A 19,712-nucleotide genomic window follows, 5' to 3' on the forward strand; every position below is an offset into this window, starting at 1 on the left:
GGGGCCATAATATAGTTTTTTTTAACACGACTGAGCTTGTGGACCCTCCAAAAATGAAGAATGAGGGCGCATGCAAAGCATTCGGTTAGAAGAATCCAACCGATGCCAGTTCTTCATTTCGAATGCCAAGAATAAAATAGACTGACGGGATTGTATTGCGCGTAGGCGTAATCGCCCAATGGCTTATGCGTGCCCAAAATAAGCGAAGCCCAATCCATCCGGGTTTCGGACCGGCGGGTTTCAGATCAGGGTTTGGAGATGCTCCAGAATCGAAGATATCGAAATCTAGCATTTTTCCGTAAAAACTAAGAAATTGGGATATTTCGTCAGCGATGAGCCGGGATTCTTCGTGATCGTTCATCACTGTTTTGACAGACATACAAAATGCTTCAGGGAGACAGCACATGGCGGGACGACATCCGGATCTGGCTGAAAAAAAAGTACTTATTACGGGTGCAGGGAGTGGTATCGGTGCTGCGACAGCCCAACGTTTCCTTGATGAGGGAGCTATAGTATTTGCCGTCGATATGAACGCGCAGACGCTGTCGGAAAGTTGGGAACGGTCCCCCGGGGATCGATTGCACCAAATTGTGGGCGACGTAACAGATTACGACGCCATGATTTCAATTTACGACAACATTGGCCGCGACCACGGCGCCATTGATGTTGTCTTTGCCAATGCTGGGATCAGCATTCGCCATGACTTGATTGACATGTCGCATAAGGATTGGCAGCGCGTGATTGATGTAAATCTCCACGGCGTCTTTCACACCGTCATGCCCGCAGCACGGATTATGCATGCCGCTGGCTCCGGATCGATTATCATGATGGGTTCAACCAACGGCATGAGCGCCCATAAATACTATGCGGATTATAATGTCTCGAAGGCCGGCGTCATCATGTTGGCCCGTTCCATGGCGTTGGAGCTTGCGCCGGTTGTCCGCGTCAATGCAATATGCCCTGGCTATGTTCTGACGCCGATGCAAAAGGCGGAATATACCCCTAAAATGCTTCGGGCGGTCGATCAAAAAATACCGCTCGGACGTCATGCCGATCCGGCAGAAGTGGCGGCCTTGGTTGCTTTTCTCGCATCATCCGAGGCGTCTTATCTCACGGGAACCCATATTCCGATCGACGGAGGGGAAACGGCATGATCTCCCAAGCATTTCAAAAGGCTGAGCATGCCAGGATTGTAACGGCCGACCCATTGGCGGCAGCAAGGGCCATTGCTTTACGCGCACGTGATGTACCCGCTTTTCGAGGTGTTCACCCAGCCGATCCAGAGTCGGGACTAAAGGAGGTTTTGGACGCTTTTCCCGTGACAGATAAAGATTTCTACAGCCAACAAGGTGCTCACGCATATCAGGAGAGTGAGCGATCTGTTCTGCTTTTTGCAGAAAGTTCAGGCACCAGCGGCTCCAAGCCTCTGCTTACCCCCCGCGGCAGGACGGACCTGACCTGGAACACCTATAATCAGTCGCTTGCCTATCGGCGTCATTTAATCGCGGGTCAGGATCGAGTCATGCTGCTCAATCCTTCCGTGATGAGCCCGTTCATCGAAGGGTCGGCGCGCGCGCTTTACGATCTAGGAGTGGCCCATATGCGAGCCTTTCCAATTCCGAAAATCTGTGATTGGGCGCGGATTGGCAGGCTCATCAAAGATTATGAGATCACCGCCATTATGTCGACGCCGACACTCATTCTGAAACTGCTCTTCGAACTTGGTAGACTGAAAATTCGCACGCCCAGTCTCGTCAAGTTGCTGGTCACGGGTGAACATCTGTCTCGCCCACTGCTGAAGGCATTCGATGCGTTGCTGGGCGTCCCGGGCGCCGCGCGCCCGTTGATCTACGGTTCCAGCGAAGCTGCGTCAGTCATGTATGGCCGTGAAGATGGCGATTACATAGGGTATACGAGGGACTTTGTGTTCGAAGTTCTTCCAATCGAGGCAGAATGGCAAGGAAGAATCATTCAGGACCTCCCGGCAAATGCTCAATTCGGCAGGCTGGCAATAAGCTGGCTGCGTGATGGGATCATGACTTTGGTCCGCTTCGATACAGGTGACCTATTCTCTTGTTGGCCTGATCCAAACAAGGAAGACATCATCTTCCGTTCCCATGGCAGAGCTAATGTCGCTGGCCTTTCTCCGGTTCAGATAGATCAAATCGAAGGAGTGCTGTGGGCCGGGGAATACACGCTTGGAAAAGTTGTCCATTACGATCTGTTCGTCGGAACATCGGAAGTTGATGTTTGCCTTATAACCCGACCGGACGTGGTCCTAAACGCATCCAGCAATCTTATCACCGAAATTGAAAATATAGTTGGAAAGAAAATCAATCTCAAGGTGAACCCAGCAAATCATTCCTTTCTCGAATTTTCACCATCCGCAAAGACAAACAGGTTTCGGCAATAAAACGCCAATGTATAAAACTAAAATTACGAGCCAAATTTCCAGATAATAATTCTTTGTTTTCAATAAATATTAGAAATTAATAATATATTGAGGAGTTTGATATGGAGTCGATTTCAGATTCGGCGCATGCACGCGACATCGGGGCAGATGAACAGAAAGAAGATACGATAAACAGATGCCCAGTCGTGCATCTGCACAAGCAAGATCAGAGGCCAGTGCAGGCTGATGGTTTTTATATGAAGCCGATCATGGACCCCATAAAGGAGGGCGAAGCTTTTCTTCGGCAAATGTTCGAGGAGGACGGCATATCGGGCGGGCTCGAAGCTAGGCTTACGGAGATGCGCAGCGAGTTCCAGAAAAACGGAACCTGGCATCATAATCTTGACGAGTTGACATTTGGCGCGAGACTTGCGTGGCGCAATAGCATCCGTTGCGTCGGAAGAATGTTCTGGCGATCTCTAACAGTATTTGATGCCAGAGATGCTGAGACGCCCAAGGAAATTTTCGAGTCCATTCTGTCTCATATTGATTGGGGTACCAATGGTGGCAACCTGCGTGCAGCTATTACTATATTTCGCCCGGGTGAACCGCAAATCCGCGTGTTGAACTCCCAGCTTCTGCTTTATGCTGGCTACAAAAACTCCGATGGGACAATTCTGGGCGATCCAAAAAATGTCGCTATAACAGAATTAGCCCGAAAATTTGGCTGGCGCGGACGTGGCACACGTTTTGACATCCTCCCCCTTCTCATCAAAATTGGAGACAATACCCCCGAGATTTTCGATATTCCGCAAGACAAGGTTCTTGAGGTTCCGATATGCCATGCCGAATACGAGGCCGTTGAGGTGCTCGGTCTGAAGTGGTTTGCACTACCGGCAGTGTCCGGCATGTCGCTCGACCTTGGCGGAATTCAATATACTGCCGCACCATCCAATGGGATCTACCAAGGCACGGAAATCGGCAGCTTCAATCTCGGCGATCCCTCGCGTTACAATCAGTTACCCCAGATTGCCGAAGCGCTGCAACTTGATACGAGCCGGAACAATCCGCTGTGGCGCGACCAAGCCATGGTGGAGCTTAACCGGGCGGTCCTTCATTCCTTTAATGGCAGTGGAGTACGGATCATGGATCATCACACGCTGTCCTCTAGTTTTGAAAAGTTCTGCCAGCGTGAAGAGATGCAGAACAGAAAGGTTTACGGCCATTGGCCATGGATTATCCCGCCATTGTCCGCAAATCTATCTTGGGCGTGGCACGAAAAAAGTTTCAGCAAAATTATACTGAAGCCTAACTATTTTTATCAGACGTGAATTTGATTTTGTAATTGAGCCGTCAAGCGGTTTGGAGGAGCGATGCAGCGAATTTCGACAAACTCTCTATGGGAGGCACGCATTGGATATTCGCGCGCTGTGGCGGTGGGCGGGTTGGTTTTCATTTCCGCGACGGCAGCGACAGATAGCTCCGGCGCAGTCGTCGGTAAGGGCGACGTGTACGTCCAGACGCGGATGATCCTCGACAAGCTGGCAGCAGTGCTGATCGAGGCCAACTCGACCCTTGATCGGGTGGTGCAGACGCGTGTCTACATTACGGATGTCTCACTTTGGGAGGAGGTCGGTCGAGCTCACAGCGAGACGTTCGCCGGTCACGGCCCCGCCTTGTCGATGGTGCATGTGAAGCCGTTTGTCGATCCCGACATGCTTGTGGAGATTGAGATGGTGGCCTCAACCGGACTTGTCGCGAATGTTTCTGGTTGACCCAATGCTGACCGAGTGAAGAGTGCGAGGTTGTCCCCCAGTGATCCGGAAAATTCGAAAGGAGTGGGAAATTTGAGGCTCAAAAACGCGGCTGGACTGATGGGTCGTCGGATTAGGCGGATTTCAGGTCGCCTTGCAGGGTTGCTATCGGGTTGGGTGACAGCTAGACGACGCTAGTCCGTACTCCTACCGCGCTCGCTTTTCGGACGCGCGACTGGAAGCCCCGTCGCGTCCGTGCCTATTTCGGTAATCTGATCCCCATGAGCCTTGATTTCGTCTACGATCGTCCCCTTGCAATGCCACGAGCTCGGGCGGGCCGATGGCAAAACCCGAACGCCATTCGATTCACGGACCAGCAATAGGGCGGCAGCCGTGAGGCGTAAAACTCATATCAATCGTCCTTAAAGATCGGGTCTTGAGTGAACGGTCCGCCCATATAGATCGCCAGAGGAGAATTCGGTTCGGGCCGCGCCACCGTTTTCTCCAGTTCGACGCGATAACGCTCTGCATTGTCTTTCGGCCTCCAGCCGAGAAAGCGTGCCTTGCTGTTATCCCACCATGCAGAGTCGTTGTCCGAGACGCCCCAAATCGTCGGGCAGCCAAGCATCGGCGTTCTGAATACGCATTCTGTCAGAGAAACAAAGTCGTCATAGGACAGCCAGCTCGAGATCATTCGGTGATTGCGCGGCTCCTCGAAACATGAGCCAATACGAACGATGGCGGTCTCCTGACCGAACTTGTCGAAATACAGCCGGGCCACCGCTTCGCCGAAACATTTCGACGCACCGTACAGACCATCTGGACGAATAGGAGCATCGACGTCGATATATTCGTCCTGCCGATAGAAACCGACGGTGTGGTTAGAGCTGGCGAACAAGATACGCGGTTGGCCATGCGCCCGTGCTGCCTCGTAGAGATTATAGATGCCAATAATGTTGCCATCGAGAATCTTGCTGAAAGGCGCTTCCACTGAAATCCCGCCGAGATGGAGGACGGCGTCGCATCCTTCAACAAGTCGATGAACGGCCTGTGCATCGGCCAGATCACATTGTACGATCTCTTCATTCAGACTGGGCGTTCCGAGATCCGATATGTCAGACAGACGCAGGACATCGAAATTAGACGCCAGCCGCTTTCGCACCATCCGACCAAGGCCGCCTGCTGCTCCAGTAATCAAAAGTCGCTTCACGCTGAAAGGCTCCGATGCTCATTCTTTTCAAGATCAAGCCTATCATACATGTTGGTCAGTTCCGGTCAATCTGCGCACAGGATACTAACAACTTGACTTACGACACGCCCCCGGATTGTCTACAGTCTCATTCGATAATGGAAAGATCACCTTGACCGCGCATTCCGATGCCAAAACCCCTCGTTCCTCAGAGAATCTCGTTGCGCGCGTAAGCAAGATTCTCAGGGACTCGATCCAGTGCGGCGAGTTCAAGCCAGGCGAAAGACTGCCCAGCGAAGCCAAGCTTACGCGAGAACATGGCGTTAGCCGCACCGTAGTGCGTGAGGCAATCTCAGCGCTCCGCTCGGATGGGCTGGTGAAAGCAAGGCAGGGCGCTGGCGTCTTCGTTCTCGAGACTCCTCATCAAGAAATTTTTCCATTTCAGAACCTTAACTATGAACGCATATCTTCGGTAATCGAATTGCTGGAATTGAGAACGGGCGTCGAGGTGGAGGCCGCAGCGCTTGCAGCCATGCGCCGCTCACCGCAGCAGGAAGAAAAGATCATCGATTGTCATCGAGAGATTCTCGCACGGCTTGAGCGAGGAGAACCGACCACTGCGGCTGATTTTGCGCTCCACCTGGCCATAGCAGATGCTGCGAATAACCCGCGCTTCCGAGAATTTCTAGCGATGATCGGCAGCGGCGTGATACCTCGCGCTGCTTTGCAGGCTGGCAGGGACACCAGTTCAGGTGGCTACATTGCCAAGCTCCATGGGGAACATAGCGCCATCATCGATGCTATATCGAACGGTGATGAAGACGGCGCCAGAGAAGCTATGCGCCGGCACCTCAGAGGAAGCCAAGCGCGCTACCGCGCAATTCTGCGCCAACCGCAGCAAAACATATAATACAACTTATTGACAGACATATGCTGACTCTTGTAAACCATTCGGAACGTCCCGGATGAGGTCAGAAACGTGAATCCTTCAGAAATCAAGCAGCGGCTCGGCTCGGGCCTTCTTTCCTTCCCCATAACCCACTTCGATGTTGAGGGGCGTTTTGCGCCGGAAAGCTACAAGGCGCACGTCGAGTGGCTTTCGAGCTTCGACGCTCCGGTGCTGTTTGCAGCGGGTGGAACGGGCGAATTCTTTTCGCTTTCCCCATCCGAGATTCCTTTGATCGTATCTGCGGCCAAGGAGGCTGCTGGTGACACGGCTATCGTATCGGGTTGCGGCTACGGAACCGATATTGCCATCGATATCGCAAAATCTGCAGAAAAGGCCGGCGCGGACGGAATTCTGATGCTGCCGCATTACCTGATCGATGCACCACAGGAAGGTCTCTACAACCACGTCAAGCGTGTCTGTCAGTCCGTTGGTGTGGGCGTTATGGTCTACAATAGAGACAATTCGGTATTGAACGCAGACACTTTGGCTCGCTTGTGCGACGAATGCCCCAATCTTATCGGCTTTAAGGACGGCACGGGCGATATCGGGCTTGTCCGCCAAATCACTGCAAAGATGGGTGACCGTTTGATGTATCTCGGCGGGATGCCGACTGCCGAGTTGTTCGCCGAGGCGTATTTGGGCGCGGGCTTCACAACCTACTCGTCGGCCGTCTTCAACTTTGTTCCTGGTCTGGCGGTACAGTTCTACAAGGCTCTGCGTGCCGGTGAGCGGGCGACCTGCGAGCGCATCCTAATCGACTTCTTCTATCCCTTCATGGCGATCCGTAACCGTAAAAAAGGTTACGCGGTTTCGGCCATCAAAGCAGGCGTTCGCCTTCAGGGCTTCAATGCCGGCAAGGTTCGCAGTCCGTTGGCGGACCTCAGCCAAGAGGAAGAAGGCATGCTCGACGCGCTGATTCAACCTTACCGTCGCGAAAAAGCAGCCTGATGACAATTGCCTCGATCTGCACCCATCTTCTGAAACACAAGCTGGCAACGGCCTGTGAAAGCGCATCGATGCGTTTAGACAGAAGTCGCTGTGTGTTGGTCGAGGTCATTTGCGACTATGGCATCCCGGACGTCGACGCATGCGTCGGTCCCGACCGTGAGACGACTATCGAGACAGATGCAAACTGTCTTGTCTGTCAAACCGCGCTAGAAACAAGCAAAATCTGGACGCCATTTCACAATTCGTGGCACCACAAAGGCCCAACGATCATGGCGCGTGACTGTAACGACATCGCTCCTTGGGATATCGAGAGAAGACACTTCCGCGTTAAAATATCCTCTTACGCTGGCCGTCCTCGACAGCTAGCCAAGACCTACGGCTCCGGACGCATCAACAAAAACAGTTTTGGCTGGCCTGGGGACCACGCATCTAAGATGGCTGGCCATGAGATAGACCGGTTCGAAGGACCAGCCGTTCTAGAGTACCTCGGTACTAACCGCTCTGTTCGCGCGGGGCAGCCAATAGTGATTGGGGGCCGAAAAATCTGGCGCACCCGCAGGCACATAAGCGAGCCGATCAAAACGCGCAGCGTGACGCTTATACAGCCGGATTTGTGCGGTACAGCGCCTTTTCAGAAGCCTTTGAGAATATCGCATTCGCGACGGTTACCGGAATTCGTGCCGTTCCGCTTGTCTGGGGCACGGCGGTCCACATTGTCGTCGCCCTTTAGCCCATGCTCGCCAAACACAACAGCGGTGTCGATCCCCTCCTGGAATGTGACTAGAACTATAATTCGCTCTGACAGGAAGTGGCCAACCAGCCGCGTTGCCATGAGGGTACCGTCGCGGTGCCCGACCGTACAGGTATCGGCCTCGGATATCGACCTTGCTACCCGCAAGGAATTCAGGATGAAAGACGCATGACGATAATTCGCAAGCTCTCCGGTGACCCACCGAAAACGAAATTGCCGCGTGGCGCGGTCGATGCCCAGATGCACCTATATCTGCCTGGTTTCGAAGCGCAGGCGGGCGGGCCTCCCCTGCCCGGCGGCACTCTGCCCGACGCTGCACAATACAGACAGTTCGTGCAATGGATCGGCATCGAGCGCGTCGTCATCACTCAGGGAAATGCCCATCAATCCGACAATGGCAATCTGATCGCCTGCCTCCGGGAAATGGGCGGCTTTGCTAGGGGCGTTGCAGTTATCAGACCGGACGCGCACGACGCTGAACTTGCCGAACTCGCAGACGAAGGTGTCGTCGGCGTACGCATTATGGATCTCCCAGGCGGTGCCATCGGCCTTTCTGGCCTTGAGGGTGTTGATGAACGCGCCAAAGCGCAGGGATGGATGATTGCGGTGCAGTTTAATGGCAGCGATCTGCTTACCCATCTACCCCGGCTCGAGAACATCAAATCGAATTGGGTTTTCGATCACCACGGTAAATTTTTCGACGGCGTGACGGATGCTCACATCGGTGCGCTGAAAAATCTAATCGATCGAGGCAATGTCTGGTTCAAGTTTGCAGGCTGCTACGAGTCTTCGAAGTCGGGAGGGCCGGACTATGAAGACATAGCTGTTGTTGCTCGCGAGATCGCGGCGCACGCGCCAGAACGGATCGTCTGGGGCTCCAACTGGCCTCACAATCTCGCCAAGACAACCGAAGAGTACCCGGATGACGCTGCGCTGACGGACACCGTTCTTGGCTGGTTCCCTGATGAGCGTTCTCGCAATCTTGCCCTCGTGGAAAATCCACAGCAACTGTTTGGCTTCCCCGCTTTGTAAGACGCCTGCACATCCATACGAAAGACGACATGATGATCATTACAGACGTTTCCGTCAAAACTTTCCTTACCACGACGCGCCGCCATTCCGACAGCGCGGGCCACGCTCATCCCGGCCCTGCCCATCAGGTCCAGCAGGCCATGCTCACTATCCGCACAGAGGACGGGCATGAGGGTTACAGTTTCACGGCACCTGAAATCGTCCGGCCGCACCTGATCGAAAAGTTCGTCAAGAAGGTATTGATCGGTCAGGATCACCGGGACCGCGAGCGGCTATGGCAGGATCTCGCTCACTGGCAGCGTGGCTCGGCAGCGCAACTCACGGATCGCACGCTTGCCGCCGTCGATGTGGCGCTCTGGGATCTGGCTGGCCGCGCGCTTAATCAGCCTGTCTACAAACTGATCGGTGCTTATCGCGACAAGATCCGGGCCTATGGGTCGGTTATGTGCGGCGACGAGTTGGAAGGCGGCCTCGCGACACCTGAAGACTATGCTCGTTTCGCCGAAAAGCTGGTCAAGCGTGGTTACAAAGGCATCAAGCTTCACACGTGGATGCCGCCCGTCAGTTGGGCCCCTGACGTGAAAATGGATATCAAAGCATGTGCCGCAGTGCGCGAGGCGGTTGGTCCGGACATTCACCTGATGATTGATGCGTTCCACTGGTATAGCCGGGTCGATTCCCTCGAACTCGGTCGCGGACTCGAGAAACTCGGTTTCGACTGGATCGAGGAGAGCATGGACGAGCAATCCATGTCGTCCTACAAATGGCTGGCCGATAATCTCGATATTCCGGTTCTTGGACCGGAGAGCGCAGCCGGAAAACACTGGCATCGCGCCGAATGGATCACCTCCGGAGCAGTCGATATCCTGCGGACCGGCGTGAATGATGTCGGCGGGATTACGCCTGCGCTCAAGACAATGCGGCTGGCAGAATCCTTCGGCATGGATTGCGAGGTCCACGGCAACACGGCCATGAACCTGCATGTGGTCGCGTCCGCAAAGAATTGCCGCTGGTACGAACGCGGGCTACTGCATCCCTTCCTCGAATACGATGACGGTTTCGATTACCTCAACGCACTGTCGGATCCTATGGACGCCGACGGTTATGTGCACGTGCCGAACCGCCCGGGTATTGGTGAAGATATTAATTTCGAGTTTATTGAGAATAATTTGGTCAAAACTGCTTAAATATCGACAGAAAAAGTAAAAGCAATGGGACGGATCAGTATCGTAAAACTCGATCCGTGATGGAGGGCATGTGATCATCATCGCGGAAGAAGATATGCGGTGTGAGGAACCCACCCCGCACGGAAAGATTGGAATGTCGACGGCATTCCGTCTGACGGCGGATATTCCTGGCCGTACGATGGAATTCAGGAAGCGAATTCTTCATCCTAGAGCCGCGATCGGCGCGCATCTGATCGACCATGACGAGGTCTATTACGTTCTGTCAGGTGAAGGCGAAGTGCATTCCGGTGATAAGAAGCAATATCTCGGCGCAGGCATGATGGCTTATCTCCACAGCGGCGATACGGTGGGCATCCGCCAAACCGGGTCTGCGCCCCTCGAATTGATCATATCTTATCCCGCACCTCCATTGGATTGACAATCCATCTGTTTTATATGACAAGTAAACTAATATGTATGATGAGATAGCGTGGCTGTCATCATGCGGGAGGAGTGTATGTCAGAAAACCCGAAGACTGCCGGCTGGACCTCAAACCCGGCTGCCCCACCTGCCACGAAGCTGCGGCGACAATTCAACTGGCGTCCAATGACCTCGCAGCTTCTCACCGTCGCCGTAACCCTTTTCGGGCTTCTGGTGCTGACCTTCGTGATCGGCCGCATGATGCCATCAGATCCTGTCCGCGCCATTGTCGGTGAAGACGCCACGCGGGAAACCTATGAGATGGTATTTCACCAGTTGGGCCTCGACCGGCCGATATGGGAGCAGTTTTTCATCTATCTGCGCGACGTACTGACCGGAAACTTTGGGGTATCGATCCGCACCGGCCAGCCCGTCATAACCGACATCCTTCACGTGTTACCGGCAACGATCGAGCTGGCCACTTTCGCTATCCTGATTGGCGCGACACTCGGTGTTAGTCTGGGCGTCCTTGCTGCAGTCAACAAGGACCGTTGGCCCGACCACGCCATTCGCGTTTTCAGCCTCATGGGCCACTCAATGCCGATCTTCTGGACCGGTATGATCGGACTTCTGTTGTTTTACGCAGCGCTTGGATGGGTGGGCGGAAGCGGTCGCATGGCCGATTTCTACATCGGCCTGGTCGATGAACGCACCGGCTTCCTGCTGATCGATTCCGCTATCGCGCAGGACTGGGAAGTGTTTCGCTCGGCGCTCAATCACCTGATCTTGCCCGCCACCATTCTCGGCTATTCGTCTTCGGCGTATATCACCCGAATGACGCGCAGCTTTATGCTCGACCAGATCAATCAGGAATATATCACGACTGCCCGCGTAAAGGGTCTATCCAATAGACAGACAATTTGGCGTCACGCATTTATGAACATCCGCGTCCAGCTCGTTACCATCGTGGCTCTTGCATATGGCTCGCTGCTTGAAGGCGCGGTTCTTATAGAGACGGTTTTCGCTTGGCCGGGGTTCGGGCAATATCTGACCAACAACATGCTGATCGGCGACATGAACGCCGTGATGACGTGCGTGCTGATCGTCGGCGTCATTTTCATCGCTCTCAACCTGATATCCGACATGCTCTATCGCATCTTTGACCCGAGGACGCGCTGATGACTGCTCAAGCCACAAAATTTACCCTTCCCGGCCCGCTTCTCGCGCTCGGAAATATTGTCCGCTTTCTGCTGAGAAGTCCTACTTCTGCTTTCGGAGTTCTGGTCATCTCCGTGCTGATCGTTGCTGCGATTTTCGCACCCTTGATCGCTACACATGGACCTTATTCCCAGGATCTCAATAACACGCTAGCTCCACCGGGAGGAGCACACCTGTTTGGCACCGACGAATTGGGTCGCGATATCTTCAGCCGCCTCGTCTACGGAACACGTATCACGCTCACTATTATCTTCCTGGTCTCAATTGTCGTCGGCCCCATCGGCGTGTTTGTCGGCACGACTGCCGGTTACCTTGGTGGTCGTTACGATACCGTGATGATGCGCATTACCGACATCTTCCTGTCGTTTCCGAGCCTCATCCTCTCGCTAGCCTTTGTCGCGGCCCTCGGACCAAGCCTAAACAATGCCATCATTGCAATCGCCCTGACCTCGTGCCCACCAATTGCCCGTCTGGCACGTGCTGAAACTCTAACCTTCCGCAGTGCCGATTACGTGGCAGCCGCACGCTTGCAGGGTGCTTCTACGATACGCATCATCGTTAAGTCGATCGTGCCCATGTGCCTGCCATCCGTCCTAATCCGGCTTACCCTCAACATGGCAACGGTTATCCTCACCGCAGCCGGACTTGGCTTCCTTGGTTTAGGCGCGCAGCCGCCAACTCCGGAATGGGGCGCAATGATTGCCATGGGTCGTCGCTACATGATCGACAGTTGGTGGCTCGTTACCTTTCCCGGCCTTGCTATCCTTCTGGTCAGCCTTGCCTTCAATCTTCTCGGTGACGGCTTGCGTGATGCGCTTGATCCCAAACAGATGAACCGGAGATAGACCTATGACCGGTGAACCTATTCTGAATGTGAAAAAACTCTGCGTCAGCTACCGTAGCGATGGCGCCTATATGGATGCCGTTCGCAATGTCTCCTTCACACTGGGTCGCGAAAAGCTCGGAATCGTGGGGGAGAGCGGCTCTGGCAAATCAACGATCGGCCGCGCCTTGCTGCGCCTGCTGCCAACTGCGCGTATAACTGCCGAAAGTATTCGGTTTGAAGAGCTGGATCTCCTCAACATTTCCGAACGCGAGATGCTCAAGGTTCGCGGTCGTCGCATGTCGATGATCCTGCAAGATCCGAAATTTTCGCTCAACCCTATCCGCTGTGTCGGCACGCAAATCTCCGAAGCCTACCTGACGCATTTCAAATGTTCCAAATCCGAAGCCCGCGCTAAGACCATCGACATGCTGGAAGCGGTGCAAATCCGGGATCCCGACAGGGTTTACGATCTCTACCCCCACGAGGTTTCCGGCGGCATGGGCCAGCGCATCATGATTGCGATGATGCTTTTAACGGACCCGGATGTCGTCATTGCAGATGAACCCACATCTGCGCTCGACGTTACCGTGCGGTTGCAGGTTCTCAACATTCTAGACAAGCTGGTGAGCGAGCGTGGCATTGGGCTTATTATGATCAGTCACGATCTCAATCTCGTGCGTAATTTCTGCGACCGGGTATTGATCATGTATGCCGGGCAAGTTGTTGAAAGCCTCAAGGCGTCGGAACTCTCAAACGCTCAGCATCCTTACACTCAGGGGCTGCTTGCCGCACAGCCCCGCATCGGTGGCGGACGCAAACCACTAAAAGTTCTTGATCGTCGGCCGGAGTGGGAAGACCTTCTGGAGGCGCAGACATGAAGTCGGTTGATGTAAAAAACCTTAGGATCACGCTTGGAGAGGGACTGAAAGCCGTCACGATCCTTCCCGACGTCTCGTTCTCTGTCAAATCAGGCGAGTGTTTTGGACTTGTCGGTGAAAGCGGGTCAGGCAAATCGACGATTTTGCGCTGCATGTCACTGCTTTTTACACAATGGGAAGGCGAAATAAGGATTGGAGATGAGTCAATTCGCGATCTGCCGCTGATTGAACGTTGCCGCACCGTCCAGATGGTATTTCAGGACCCCTATGGATCGCTCCATCCCCGCCAATCAGTACGCACCGTTTTGTCCGAACCTCTCCATATCCACAAGATGGACCGTCAAGCGGAACGCATGGAACGGGCGATTACCGAAGTCGGCCTGCCAATGGAATTCCTCGACCGTTATCCGCATCAGCTTTCCGGCGGCCAGCGTCAGCGTGTCGCAATCGCCCGTGCCCTAATCCTTGAACCATCGATCCTTTTGCTAGACGAGCCTACCTCCGCGCTCGATGTGTCCGTTCAAGCTGAAATTCTCAACCTCCTCTCCGACCTTCGCGCTCGCAACGGGTTCACCTATATAATGGTGAGCCACGATCTGGCTGTCGTGGATTATATGTGCGACCATTTTGCCGTAATGCAGGCAGGTAATATTGTCGAAATATTAAGCCGTGATGCACTCTCTGGCAACAAGGCCACCCACCCCTATGCCCGACAACTGATCGAGGCGTCGCTGGAATATGATAACGCCATCTGACGCACTCCCCGTTTTCCTTGCAGAGCGGATTGCAACGCACAGCCATACGCTGTCTTTCCGCGAGCCCTTCGCAGAATGGCAGGGCGAATTGCGCAACATCTGGCGAGCAAGCTTGCCGCCATCAGGCATCCTGCGCTACGAGTGCCTGAACCATAACAGTAACCGCAGACATCTGCGTATGCATTACGCGACCGGCGACAGCGGAGATGCCATACTGATAGTGCCCGAGGAAAACGGGCCGCACCCAGCCGTTATTCTGATGCACGACCACGGTGGTATTTTCGATATTGGCTGGCAAAAGATGGCCTCTGACGAGGCAGGAAAGGCACATGTCGCGCAGCACTACGACGGACATTTTCTGGCCGATGATCTCGTAGAACGCGGCTATGCCGTTCTTATCTGCGACGCGCTGGGTTGGGGCTCGCGATTTGCCGGCGGGTACCACGAGCAACAAGCACTTGCGGCTCAAACGATGCAGGCTGGCTGGAGCCTTGCCGGTCTGGTAGCCGCAGACGATCTTGCTGCCTTCGAATGGCTGAGTCGGCAATCGGAAATCGATCCGACGCGCATCGGCACACTCGGCTTCTCTTTCGGCGGCTTTCGCGCCTGGCAACTTGCCGCACTTGAACAGCGGACAAAAACATGTGCAGCCGTTTGTTGGGCCGGGACGAGACGTGGGCTGCTCATGCCCGGCGCAACACTCCTGAAGGGCCAGTCAGCTTTCTACACCCTTCATCCCGATCTGGCCGCTTTCGCTGACTTTCCCGACATGGCGGCTCTAGCAGCTGACCGCCCGCTTTTCATGCGGGTTGGGTCGCAAGACCGCCATTTTCCTGAAGTGCCAGCGGAGCAGTTTTTTGATGTGGTTCGGAAAGCAGGACTTTCTACCGGAACGGCACCCGACATGGGTCTTTTTCCATGCGCTCACAGGTTTCCGCTCCCATTGCAGGAAATGGCCGCGAGTTATCTGGACAGACATCTCGGCTGCCCAGTGCATGCCAATGTCTAAAGAGATTTCTGGGCTGGTCGCATTTTTTCAGGCTAAGACGTTGGCCGCGGCCCACACCTCTTTGGCCCCTCCCCAAACGCAATAAATCCAAATCTCCGGCGTCAAGAAGAGGGTTAAGATGCTGCCAGGGAGGGTCATTACGTAAAGATTTTGATGGAGAAAGTCTCAGCACCCTTCGGAGTCTCATACCATCCAAGTTCGTTTGCGAAATCTGGACAACAGAGCTGAAAAGATCCATGATTTTCCTATAAGCTTAATTTCATCTCTATAGAAAGAATTTCAATTTTAGTTTAATATACATTTATGGTTACGACAGATTTTTTTGCTTTTTTTACGATCGAATAATATTTGCACCACTAAAAAAATCTATAAATTTATCTGATTTTTGATAATTATTGATTTCGGATTTATGGTTTCGATTGAACATCTACGCGACGATGCGAATTTGTCTACTGCTGCCACCACGCTGGGCCATTCGTCACAGTAGTCATCAATCACCATGGTTCCTTGGATTTTGAGGATAGGCCAGTATCTCTCCATATCATCTGTTACCGATTTTTCGTCATGACCAGCATCAATATGTATCAGATCCGCCGTTATCGACAGTTCTGATAGAATGTCTGCCGCGTTTGATGAGGTTTGTTGAAAAGGCAGGATATAGTCTTGCATGCCGGCGTGGGCAACATTGCTCAAAAACTGCCAGTAAAGCTGAGGAGAGCCGTGCCGGATACGTAGATCTTTTCTATAGTCACCGAATTGGTGAGGGATCCAGTGCTCCGAGCTGCCCAAGAACGTGTCTACAGCGATGACGACGCCGTCTATCGCTTGATCCCTGAGACGTCTGGCCAAGGCCAAGGTTGATCCACCCTTCCAGACGCCAACATCAATGATCGTCTTCGGCCCGGTCCGTTCGAATGCCTTGTCAAAGGCGAGACTATCGCTATTCCAGCCCTGCAGGTCCTCATCATACTCTGGCGTGTAACCTTGAAACGGATCTTCCGAATGTATCATAGAAGTAATACGATCGCGTTCGGCTGTCATTCACTGTTCCTTTTGGCTTGGTTTGTGGCGTTTCCGCCAGGTTCATAAAACGGTTGAGGGGCACGCGATGCTCGCTTTTCGTCTATTTCTATGCGCTCAGAGCAAGCTTCGGTTGCCATCCTGTTACGACAATGCCGGGACTTGCAGTCAGGTGAAATCCGTCCGAAAAGCGGGCCTCGAATGGCTCCTCATCAAAATTGAACACGCAGTAGCTGCGAGCTCCCTCTTGTTCAAAGACCGCATAGAATGGAGCGTTGCAGCTGACGTCCTCTACGGGGTGGCCAATGGCAGCAAATGTTTCGATCCATAACCGAACGGTTGTCGGATGCAGCGACCATTCGGTCAGCGCCTTATCAGGCAAGGTTTCCAGCAGTCTTTCGGCCCTTGTGGGGTCGGTAAGCGCCTGCGCCATAGCGATCAAACCGCCCCATCGTGGACCGGCGCGCTGCCAATCCTCATAAATACTGTCCAGAACAGCCTGCAAGTTTGGATTGCCGGAAAGGTAGATTGAGCTTGCCTGAATCGGCAGAAGATTGACTCCCAACGCTTCAGTTGGGCGCACATCAAACCAAGATCTGCAGCTTCCACCGCTCCCCCATAGCATTCCCACAAAAGGCTGGCGGAAGTTGTCGGGAAAGGCGTCGTCCCAGCGATTGAACCAATAGTCGAGAGTCGCTTCGCATTCCGCGGTGTAGAGCATGATCCCCAGATCACGGACAGCTGGTTCTTCGATCAGGCCTCCAAGCAACGCAAGTGCCGCTGCGAAATTGATAGATTCGCTTGAGGGCTCGGCATTTAGACCTTGTGAATAGGCTCCGTTTCCGTTGCCCCATGAATGACCTGCGTAGGAATCAAAGCAGCGGAGAAACGGGAACCTTTCACTCTCGCGATCAAAATTGGCAACGTCGGCGGCGATTTCCAGCAAGCCATTCTTGATATCGGGTCGATTGATCCACTCACGGTCAACAAGCCCTACGGCAACAGCCGCACGGAGAAAATATCCGTAATAATAGACGTGGTCGTTCATCTGTTCGGCTACACCGTGCACTTGGCATGGTACGAAGAGCAACGTCGCCCATTCTGGGTCGTAATAGAATCCGATGTCGTGACCCTTTGCCAGATACGCCTCGGTTTTGGTCTTGATTAAATCGAAGCATCTTTGCATCACGTCGTTATGCCCGAACTGTCGCGCGGTGTTGGCCATATCCGCCAATCGCACGAGTGCCTTACCTGCCCAATATCCGTCATCGACAGAAGCACCCTCCAGGGGGCGCTGCCACAGTGCCGCTTCGTCCAGGCTTGCAAAAGACTCACTGATTGTCTGCCGGAGCGTTTCAGAAACATCAGTGTCTTCAGGTAGATACGGAAGGAATCCCCGCTTTTGCATGGTAACCGAAAATTCGCTGGCATTTATGAGAGTCATCGCTCCACGCGGTGAACGATAATGGCCAAGCGAGACGAGATCGCTCGTCCGGCGCCATTGGTGCGGCATAAGGGTTTGCATCAGATTGTCGGCCAACAAGCCGTGCTCATTGTGCATCGTAAAATGCATATCAACGCGGTTTTGGTCATGATCGACCGTCCAGCGAAAGGTTCCTCCAACTGGCTTTCTTGTTCCCTGAGCGATGAACTGTCCCAGTGCCGCCTCGCTATCGTCTGGAAGGAGGTGGATGGAGATCGCCAGTCCGTCCGAGACATCCTCTACAGTCATCAGTTTGCTGTCCAACACCTGTAAATGACAGTTGCTGTAGCAGATCAGATACCGCGCGCCATCAACTGACGCGATAACGCTGCTGCGATCGGGTATGATTTCAAAACTGGCATCGTCTTCGAACGCGATTTCCAGATTCGAATGTCCTTGAGCCCAAAAGTGTACGGAGGGGCACCCCTGAATCGCGCGCATGTGGAGTTCGCCGTCACATCCCGACCATGAAACATCCACGGTGCGGTCCGAATAACCATCGACACCAAAGTGGCTGTCGGACAGTTTGTCCTTGGAACGAATGGTAAGGTCATGGCGGAAAGGCAGTTCAAAAGTTCGATTGTCGGGACTGACCTGTGTTTCACGCGGGTAGCCGACCTTCATCCCGTCTGGAATCGCCTGAAACGACAGGGGAGCAGCATACATGTACTCGCAGAATCGCTCATCGTCCGCCTGCCACAACATGGGTGTCCACCACTTGTGAGTGATCGGCAGATCTTGCATCCGCCGCGTTGCGCGGGGCGTTGCCGGTCGCAAGCGGCCGTCGGTCTGCTGGGTCGCAGGAACCGGGCGAAGCTGATTTTCCTCGTCCTGCCAGATATAGTCCTGCACCGTATCTAGCGAAACGAGATAATTTCCCGATACAGCCCGGAGCTCATTTGACTTTCCGCTTGAGAACGTCTGCTGCGCGTACAGAATCCTCAGTTCTTCGGCAACAATACCGTGTTTGTCCTGAAACGCATGATTCAGAATTTCTGCGGCATCGTTGGCATCCATCCCCTGTTGAACGCGGCGAAAAAGGTGTGCCTCCAACGTCCTGTGCTTTTCGCAGAAGTGATTGAGATTTATGTTTGCTTGACGCATGCGGTCGGCCTTGGCGTCCCGCAATCCCACATCGCCCAGGCGATGGATCTGATGGTAGTTCAGCGCGTCGTTCGTAAACTTGATATGATAACCTTGGTTCACGAGGCCTAAGCAGAAATCGACGTCCTCTACGCCCCATCCCTTATAAGCCTCATCGAAAAATACGGGCTCACCCTGATTTCGTCTGAATGACAGGTTGGCGGTCGTTCCCCACATCCAAGGCATCAATTGGGCCGATGCGGTTTGAGCGCCCGGTTGGTTGTCTATTTCGTCTCCGATTACGCAGCGTTTCCTGAAGGTCTCAAAGTCATGAACCACCGTGTCAGCGCTGATAAGCGGCTGCCATTTATCGCCCAGCATGTAGGGCAACCCGAAGCCGGTAGAGGTTCTTATAGTTTCGAAGTCGTTGGGCGTCATGGGAAGAAAATTACGCCAAATCGTCAAGGCGCGCTTTTTCCAGCCGATACACACCGCGAGTGGATCATACTGTAAAGCGTCAACATGCTGGGAAATGAAGTCAGGTGCCGCGATGCGATCATCGTCGCAGAATATGATGATGTCGCCGGTGGCTTTTCTCAGTCCTGCGTTGCGTGCCCGTGCGCGACCTTCGCATTTTTGAACACAGGCATGGATTGGAAGTTTCTTCTCATATTGCCGAATGACATCGCCAGTGCCATCGCTCGATCCGTCGTCTACCACGATAATCTCGTCAGCCGCTCTTGTCTGGGCAAGGAATGACGACAAAGTCAGATCGAGATATTCCGCCTTGTTATGGGTCGGCACGATCACTGATATTTTCAACTCCAATCTCCCTGTA

19 protein-coding genes are annotated in these 19,712 nt (G+C 53.7%); 14 read left to right on the forward strand and 5 right to left on the reverse strand.

The features are described from left to right. Positions 1-85 precede the first annotated feature (85 nt). Positions 86-379 (reverse strand): hypothetical protein, encoded by a 294-nt coding sequence (locus tag RMR21_RS16160; RefSeq protein WP_498670494.1) that lies wholly within the window; start codon positions 377-379, stop codon positions 86-88. Positions 380-404: 25 nt separating this feature from the next. Here RMR21_RS16160 and RMR21_RS16165 point away from each other — a divergent pair, with 25 nt between their 5' ends. The 4 genes from RMR21_RS16165 (at position 405) to RMR21_RS16180 (ending at position 4,167) form a co-directional block, all read left to right on the forward strand. Then, positions 405-1,154, forward strand: coding sequence for an SDR family NAD(P)-dependent oxidoreductase (locus RMR21_RS16165; RefSeq protein ID WP_498670495.1), 750 nt, complete (start codon positions 405-407; stop codon positions 1,152-1,154). Further along, positions 1,151-2,413, forward strand: coding sequence for a phenylacetate--CoA ligase family protein (locus RMR21_RS16170; RefSeq protein WP_498670496.1), 1,263 nt, complete (start codon positions 1,151-1,153; stop codon positions 2,411-2,413). Before RMR21_RS16165 ends, RMR21_RS16170 begins: the two co-directional genes overlap by 4 nt. 101 nt (positions 2,414-2,514) lie before the next feature. Beyond that, positions 2,515-3,723: a nitric oxide synthase oxygenase gene (locus tag RMR21_RS16175; RefSeq protein WP_498670497.1), complete on the forward strand. Its 1,209-nt coding sequence runs from the start codon at positions 2,515-2,517 to the stop codon at positions 3,721-3,723. Positions 3,724-3,765: 42 nt separating this feature from the next. Beyond that, positions 3,766-4,167 (forward strand): RidA family protein, encoded by a 402-nt coding sequence (locus tag RMR21_RS16180; RefSeq protein ID WP_498670498.1) that lies wholly within the window; start codon positions 3,766-3,768, stop codon positions 4,165-4,167. Positions 4,168-4,558: 391 nt separating this feature from the next. Here RMR21_RS16180 and RMR21_RS16185 read toward each other — a convergent pair whose 3' ends face one another. Continuing rightward, entirely contained in the window at positions 4,559-5,356 is a 798-nt protein-coding gene (locus RMR21_RS16185; protein WP_498670499.1) for an NAD-dependent epimerase/dehydratase family protein, read from the reverse strand. A 145-nt stretch (positions 5,357-5,501) separates the two neighbouring features. Here RMR21_RS16185 and RMR21_RS16190 point away from each other — a divergent pair, with 145 nt between their 5' ends. Next, positions 5,502-6,245, forward strand: coding sequence for a FadR/GntR family transcriptional regulator (locus RMR21_RS16190; RefSeq protein ID WP_498671740.1), 744 nt, complete (start codon positions 5,502-5,504; stop codon positions 6,243-6,245). A gap of 69 nt (positions 6,246-6,314) precedes the next feature. Further along, positions 6,315-7,232 (forward strand): 5-dehydro-4-deoxyglucarate dehydratase, encoded by a 918-nt coding sequence (gene kdgD / locus RMR21_RS16195; protein ID WP_498670500.1) that lies wholly within the window; start codon positions 6,315-6,317, stop codon positions 7,230-7,232. Between the two features lie 631 nt (positions 7,233-7,863). Here kdgD and RMR21_RS16200 read toward each other — a convergent pair. After that, positions 7,864-8,064 (reverse strand): hypothetical protein, encoded by a 201-nt coding sequence (locus RMR21_RS16200; protein ID WP_498670501.1) that lies wholly within the window; start codon positions 8,062-8,064, stop codon positions 7,864-7,866. An 87-nt stretch (positions 8,065-8,151) separates the two neighbouring features. Between RMR21_RS16200 and RMR21_RS16205 the strand changes: the two genes are divergently transcribed. From RMR21_RS16205 to RMR21_RS16240, 8 genes are all read left to right on the forward strand, one after another. After that, positions 8,152-9,015, forward strand: a complete 864-nt coding sequence (locus RMR21_RS16205; RefSeq protein WP_498670502.1) for an amidohydrolase family protein — start codon at positions 8,152-8,154, stop codon at positions 9,013-9,015. A gap of 32 nt (positions 9,016-9,047) precedes the next feature. Beyond that, a complete protein-coding gene (locus RMR21_RS16210) occupies positions 9,048-10,202 on the forward strand; it encodes a mandelate racemase family protein (protein WP_498671741.1) in 1,155 nt (384 codons plus the stop codon). Positions 10,203-10,335: 133 nt separating this feature from the next. Beyond that, a complete protein-coding gene (locus RMR21_RS16215; protein ID WP_498670503.1) occupies positions 10,336-10,620 on the forward strand; it encodes a cupin domain-containing protein in 285 nt (94 codons plus the stop codon). Between the two features lie 168 nt (positions 10,621-10,788). Beyond that, positions 10,789-11,781 (forward strand): ABC transporter permease, encoded by a 993-nt coding sequence (locus RMR21_RS16220; protein WP_498671743.1) that lies wholly within the window; start codon positions 10,789-10,791, stop codon positions 11,779-11,781. Then, a complete protein-coding gene (locus tag RMR21_RS16225; protein WP_498670504.1) occupies positions 11,781-12,665 on the forward strand; it encodes an ABC transporter permease in 885 nt (294 codons plus the stop codon). Before RMR21_RS16220 ends, RMR21_RS16225 begins: the two co-directional genes overlap by 1 nt. A gap of 4 nt (positions 12,666-12,669) precedes the next feature. Then, on the forward strand, positions 12,670-13,524 hold the full coding sequence (locus RMR21_RS16230; RefSeq protein ID WP_498670505.1) for an ABC transporter ATP-binding protein: 855 nt from the start codon (positions 12,670-12,672) through the stop codon (positions 13,522-13,524). Next, a complete protein-coding gene (locus RMR21_RS16235) occupies positions 13,521-14,279 on the forward strand; it encodes an ABC transporter ATP-binding protein (protein ID WP_498670506.1) in 759 nt (252 codons plus the stop codon). Before RMR21_RS16230 ends, RMR21_RS16235 begins: the two co-directional genes overlap by 4 nt. Continuing rightward, complete coding sequence (locus tag RMR21_RS16240; RefSeq protein ID WP_498670507.1) at positions 14,263-15,288, forward strand: dienelactone hydrolase family protein; 1,026 nt, start codon at positions 14,263-14,265, stop codon at positions 15,286-15,288. The genes RMR21_RS16235 and RMR21_RS16240 overlap by 17 nt, the downstream gene beginning before the upstream one ends. A 366-nt stretch (positions 15,289-15,654) precedes the next feature. Here RMR21_RS16240 and RMR21_RS16245 read toward each other — a convergent pair whose 3' ends face one another. Then, positions 15,655-16,329, reverse strand: a complete 675-nt coding sequence (locus RMR21_RS16245; protein ID WP_498670508.1) for a class I SAM-dependent methyltransferase — start codon at positions 16,327-16,329, stop codon at positions 15,655-15,657. Positions 16,330-16,417: 88 nt separating this feature from the next. Continuing rightward, positions 16,418-19,696 (reverse strand): glycosyl hydrolase, encoded by a 3,279-nt coding sequence (locus RMR21_RS16250; RefSeq protein ID WP_498670509.1) that lies wholly within the window; start codon positions 19,694-19,696, stop codon positions 16,418-16,420. Positions 19,697-19,712 lie beyond the last annotated feature (16 nt).

Origin of the sequence: Agrobacterium sp. rho-8.1, from assembly GCF_033957725.1 — a bacterium.
Lineage (GTDB): Bacteria > Pseudomonadota > Alphaproteobacteria > Rhizobiales > Rhizobiaceae > Agrobacterium.